Below are 5,741 nucleotides of genomic sequence, written 5' to 3'. Positions count from 1 at the left end.
GTCCGTCGCCACGAGGACAAATCCATCTGGGAAATCACCCTGGAAATGGACCCGGCGAAAGACTACGGCGTTTTGGACAAAATCAATGCCTTGCCCAACGCCACCCTGCTCGGCAAGTCGGACCGGATTATGGATCGGCACCGGGGCGGCAAGATCCAAATGGCCTCCAAGCTGTCCATCAACTCCATTCAGCAGCTCCGGGACATCTACACCCCAGGAGTGGCACGCGTCAGCTTGGCGATTAAAGACCAGCCCGATCTCGTTTGGGACTACACCAACCTGCCCAACACCGTGGCCATCGTCACCAACGGCACGGCCGTGCTGGGCCTGGGCGATATCGGCGTCAAAGCGGCCCTGCCGGTGATGGAGGGCAAAGCAGCCTTGTTCGCACGGCTCGTGGGCGTTACTTGCGTGCCCATTTTGCTGGAAGAAAAAGACCCGGCGCGGCTGATCGACATTATCACCGCCATCGCGCCTTCCTTCGGCGCAATCCAGCTGGAAGACATCGCCTCCCCCCATTGCTTTGAGGTTGAAACAGCCTTAATCGAAAAGCTCGACAAACCGGTCTTGCACGACGACCAGCACGGCACCGCCGTGGTGAGCTTGGCGGCCCTGTTGAACGCCACCAAACGGGTGGGCGTGGACCTCAAGCAAAGCGTGGTGGGCCAAATCGGCTTGGGTGCGGCGGGTATCGGTATCGCCCGGCTCTTGACCCAATACGGGGTCAAAACCGTATTGGGTTCCGACATCAATCAAAACGCTGTCAAGCGCCTGGAAGCCAATGGCGGCCAAGGCGTGAGCCTCGAGGAGCTCATGCGCAAAGCCGACATCGTGGTCGCAACCACAGGCGTACCCGGCCTGATCAAACCCGAAATGGTTCGGCCCGGACAAGTCATCCTGGCGCTAAGCAACCCGGACCCTGAAATTTCCCCCCTGGTGGCTTTGAAGCACGGGGCGGCTTTCGCCGCCGACGGCGGCAGCGTAAACAACGTGTTGGGCTTTCCCGGCCTCTTCCGCGGGGCCCTGGACGCCCGAGCCGCCCGCTTTACAGACGACATGCTCTTTGCCGCGGCACAAAAGCTGGCGGAACTGGCACCGGACCACGCACTCGTACCCCCGGTACTGGACAACGAAACCCACGTCCAAGTGGCCACAGCGGTGCGTGAGGCCGCCAGCGGACCCGCCGGCAAACCCACCCTGCGTTTGTACGTCTGACCTCGCGCGATCGCGCGAGGGCCGCAAGGCCCGTGGCGATCCATGCGGCCTCGATCAATAACCCGGCGTTTAGGATTTATTCAAGGCTCTTTGGATTGCTTCGTCACTGCGTTCCTCGCAATGACGCACAGGCAAACCCAATCTCATCGACATCGTTTCACCCTATCCGTCTTTAGTAAGCGCGGAGTCTAGCGCACCGCCCGGCCAACGAAGACGCACCGCTGCGATACACCGCAACCCGAGTTGGAACAAAAACAGTGCAGGCCGCCCCCTCAAGCTATCCACCCCATCGCCGTTAAAGCGCAAAGACCGTTCAAGCCATGAACAGGCAATTCAAGCAATTACCGAACAGCCGATTCAGACAGAAAACAAGCGAATCCGATACGACATCGCACCACTCAATTGGCTTCATATTTGCTAAATAAAACAAGCGCAACATGAGGATACTTGACGGTGGAAACGATACACCCTAGATTGACGTTCAACACCTGAACGCGGCGGCGCGCCTTATGAATCGTGAGGAAGTCAGCTACCGCCTGCTGAAGATTCTGGAGCAGCGGCCGGAGATTACCCAACGTGAACTCGCCGAAGAGCTGGGTATCAGTGTCGGAAAGGTCAACTATTGCCTGCGCGCGCTCATTGACAAGGGCCATATCAAGTTCGCGAACTTTCGCCGCCAGCCCGACAAAACTCAATACGCATATCTACTCACGCCCAGCGGCATGGAAGCGAAAGCACGAGCCACCTTACGGTTTCTTCGTACCAAAATGGCGGAGTACGAAACCATCAAACAGCAAATTGCCGAACTGCAGGCGGAATTAAAAACCGTTGATCAGCCCGAACCACCGGATTTTAACGGACGAACGGACTAACCCCCATGAACCGTTGGTACGCCATCCAAACCAAACCTCGCAAAGAACGCTTCGCACTCGAGAATCTGGAGCGTCAGGGTTATCGCTGTTACCTGCCCATGGCGCGAGAACGCCGGCGACTCAGGGGCCGTTATCGATGGACGGACTCCGCGCTGTTTCCACGATACCTCTTCGCACAGCTTGACCTGGCCCAACAAAATGTCGCACCCATCCGATCCACGCTCGGCGTGATCGGTCTTGTGCGATTCGGCCACCAACTACCCGCCTTGCCGGATCGGCTCATTGCCGATATCCAGGCGCGGGAAGACAGCCAAACCGGCTGCATCGAAGTGAGCCCGCCTGATTGGGCGCCAGGGGCAACAGTGGCCGTCATGGAAGGCCCGTTTCGGGGAATCGAAGGAATTTTCAAGGCCCGCACCGGGGAAGAGCGGGTGATCGTGCTGCTTAAACTGCTGGGGAGCGAGCGCGCCATCGAACTGCCGGAGCAATTGATCACCGCCTGTTGATCCGGACCACGGTGTGGAGTAGCGTCGACAGTAAGCCGTGAGCCGCCAGTAACGCGTCGAACCGGCTCACGATGAATCGAATTGAGCAACTTGGGGAAGGTGCGGATCGTGGGGAACCGCATTGATACAACGTATAGGTCCGCCTCAGCCCGGACCATTGATCAGGCCATGCGAAAGCCCTAACGGCAATTGCAGGGCGGTAGCGTGCCCAAAACCCAATCACAACGCCGTCGCTGAAACCCAAACACCCAATCCGTCATTGCAAAGCGCGCAGCGCTGTGGCCATCCATCGGGAGTTTGCCATTCTCCAGGGCACTGAGTTGGATACCACCGCGCGATGGATCGCCACGGGCCTAAAGGCCCTCCCGATGACATAAAAGATGATTTCCAAGCTGTCGAACTCAGGGCGAATCAAAACTGTCATGCCCGCATACCAGCGACTAAAGCCGATACGGTTACTGCCGAACGACAGTTGAGTGGTGTTCGCTAAACCCAACCCCGCGAGGTGAACGTGACAGCAACTTATCACGACGCCCTTGACCCAACATTGCGGTTGTTAAAGAAGGTCGACGCGGAGTTTCTTCCCGCTGCGTTGGCCAGCGGATTCGGGCCCGAGAGCATGATTTTGATCGACCTGATCGCCCGATACGGACTCAAAATCGACATCATCACCCTGGAGACCGGCCGGTTACCCTCTGAAACATACAAACTAGCCCAACGAACCATCGAGAAATACGGCATTCCCATCCGGTTTTACAGCCCCGAAACCGAAGCGGTTGAAGCGTGGACCCACCAACACGGACCGAACGCCATCTATCAGTCGGTCGAGCTGCGCCGCGATTGTTGCCAAATTCGTAAAGTCGAACCGCTGGCGCGGGCACTAAAACACAAAAAAGCCTGGCTATCCGGGTTGCGACATCAACAAACCCAGCACCGCTCGGCCATACCGGAACAGGAATGGGACGAGGCCCATCAATTACACAAGTTCAATCCTATGGTGCACTGGACCCACCAACAAGTGTGGGATTACATCCGGGACCACGCTGTACCCTACAACGAACTACACGACCAAGGTTACGCCAGCATCGGTTGCGCCCCGTGTACACGCGCCATCACACCGGGCGAGGACATCCGCGCCGGCCGTTGGTGGTGGGAGAACGGCGAGACCAAAGAATGCGGTATTCACGCCAATCTCATCAAGCCGGCGGACGCCAAGCCTGTTGCGGCAGACTCGCCACATGAAAACACTGTGTCAAAAACCAAAATACGCACACCCAACGCGCATCATTTCAGGAGAAACCCCATGAAAGTTCTGATACTCGGTGGAGACGGGTTTTGCGGCTGGCCCACCGCGCTGCATCTGTCCGCCCAAGGCCATGACGTAACCATCGTCGACAATCTCTCCCGCCGCAAGATCGATATCGAACTGGAGTGCGAATCCCTCACCCCCATTCGTCCCATGGGCGAACGACTCAGAGTTTGGAAGGAAGTTTCTGGCAAACACATCGACTTTCATAACTTCGACGTCGCCGTGAATTACCAACGGCTGGTGGACCTGCTCAATGAGCTGAAACCACACGCCGTGGTCCACTTCGCCGAGCAACGCGCCGCGCCCTACTCCATGAAATCGTCCAATCACAAGCGCTACACAGTGAGTAACAACCTGAATGCCACCAATAACCTCCTCGCTGCCATTGTCGAAACCGGGCTGGATATTCACATCGCACACCTGGGGACCATGGGCGTATACGGCTACGGCACCGCGGGCATGAAAATCCCCGAGGGTTATCTAAAAGTCAAAGTAGATACGGATAATGGGGACCAGATTGAGAACGAGATTCTCTACCCTGCCAACCCCGGCAGCATCTACCACATGACCAAAACACAGGATCAGCTGCTGTTCTTCTTTTACAACAAAAACGACAAGATCCGCGTGACCGACTTACACCAGGGCATTGTCTGGGGAACCCAAACTGCCGAAACGAAACTGGACGAGCGCTTGATCAACCGTTTCGACTACGACGGTGACTACGGCACCGTGCTCAACCGCTTTCTCATGCAGGCCGCGGTGGACTACCCCCTAACCGTTCATGGGACCGGTGGCCAAACGCGCGCGTTCATTCACATCCAGGACACTGTGCGCTGCATCCAAATCGCGCTGGAAAACCCACCGAAAACGGGGGACCGGGTACAGATTTTTAATCAAATGACAGAGACCCACCGCGTTCGTGACTTGGCCAAAATGATTGCCGACCGCACGGATGCGAAGATCGACTACCTAAGCAATCCGCGAAACGAGGCCGATGAAAACGATCTACACGTGAAAAACGATCGGTTTTTGGCCCTGGGCCTTGAGCCGATCACGTTGGATGCCGGACTCATGGAAGAAGTGACTGACATAGCCCGCAAATATGCTCACCGTTGCGACAAGAGCAAAATTCCGTGCGTATCTCTGTGGCGCCAGGTAGGAAAATCGGCAAGCGCCGAGGCGCGTACGAGCCAGCAAGCAAAACAGCAGGCGAACGCAACCAAAAGCGCTTAGCAGTTTTGTAGTCCGAGCTGTGTGAACCCACCTAGCCCCAGGCATTACAGAATCGGCTTAATCCATACGACGCAAAGACGGATTCATGATCCGTCTTTGCGAGAGACGAAGAGACGAAGCAATCGCTCTTGAGCAACGACCAACACCAAGCATTTTGTCGATACCCAATGCCCCATACCCCACCCGGAATCGCTAGTTTTTAACGTGCAGACACTGACCATCTCCGCACGCCTACGCGCTCTTCTGGGTGGGCAAAGCACTCTGCGGCAGCACCTCGCCCGCGCGGCTGCCGGCAGTGCCATCCTGGCGCTGTCATCCAAGTTGCTGATGCTGCTCACCAGCGTATTCCTGGCACGCTGGATGGGCGCAGAAGGCTACGGGATTTACGCCACCGCCATGGCCTTAGTGTTGCTTCTTTCGGTACCCAGCGGCCTGGGTTTACCCATGCTGATGATCCGGTATTTGGCAAGCTACGGCGTTCACCAGCAATGGCCGTTGATGCGCGGGCTGCTCATCCGTGCCAATCAAGCGGTACTCGCCATATCACTTCTAACTGTAGGAGTCGCGGGAATCGCCATCTGGGTACTTGCGGACCAAATGGGGGAC

5 protein-coding genes and 1 pseudogene are annotated in these 5,741 nt (G+C 57.0%); all 6 read left to right on the top strand.

All coding sequences use genetic code 11. The features are described from left to right. The coding region (locus SVU69_13510; protein ID MDY6944014.1) for a malic enzyme-like NAD(P)-binding protein at positions 1-1,215 on the top strand (1,215 nt) is incomplete at its 5' end. A 509-nt stretch (positions 1,216-1,724) separates the two neighbouring features. Further along, positions 1,725-2,087 (top strand): MarR family EPS-associated transcriptional regulator, encoded by a 363-nt coding sequence (locus SVU69_13505; protein ID MDY6944013.1) that lies wholly within the window; start codon positions 1,725-1,727, stop codon positions 2,085-2,087. A 5-nt stretch (positions 2,088-2,092) separates the two neighbouring features. Further along, a complete protein-coding gene (rfaH, locus tag SVU69_13500) occupies positions 2,093-2,593 on the top strand; it encodes a transcription/translation regulatory transformer protein RfaH (GenBank protein MDY6944012.1) in 501 nt (166 codons plus the stop codon). 505 nt (positions 2,594-3,098) lie between these two features. Continuing rightward, positions 3,099-3,773: pseudogene (locus SVU69_13495) on the top strand (phosphoadenylyl-sulfate reductase). A gap of 123 nt (positions 3,774-3,896) precedes the next feature. Beyond that, complete coding sequence (locus SVU69_13490) at positions 3,897-5,135, top strand: NAD-dependent epimerase/dehydratase family protein (protein MDY6944011.1); 1,239 nt, start codon at positions 3,897-3,899, stop codon at positions 5,133-5,135. A 204-nt stretch (positions 5,136-5,339) separates the two neighbouring features. Further along, on the top strand, positions 5,340-5,741 hold a 402-nt coding region (locus tag SVU69_13485), incomplete at its 3' end, for an oligosaccharide flippase family protein (protein ID MDY6944010.1).

The organism is Pseudomonadota bacterium, assembly GCA_034189865.1.
In the GTDB taxonomy this organism is placed as follows: Bacteria; Pseudomonadota; Gammaproteobacteria; order UBA5335; family UBA5335; genus JAXHTV01.
The sequence above is the reverse complement of the archived record's forward strand: the minus strand, read 5'-3'. Positions and strand labels throughout refer to the sequence as shown.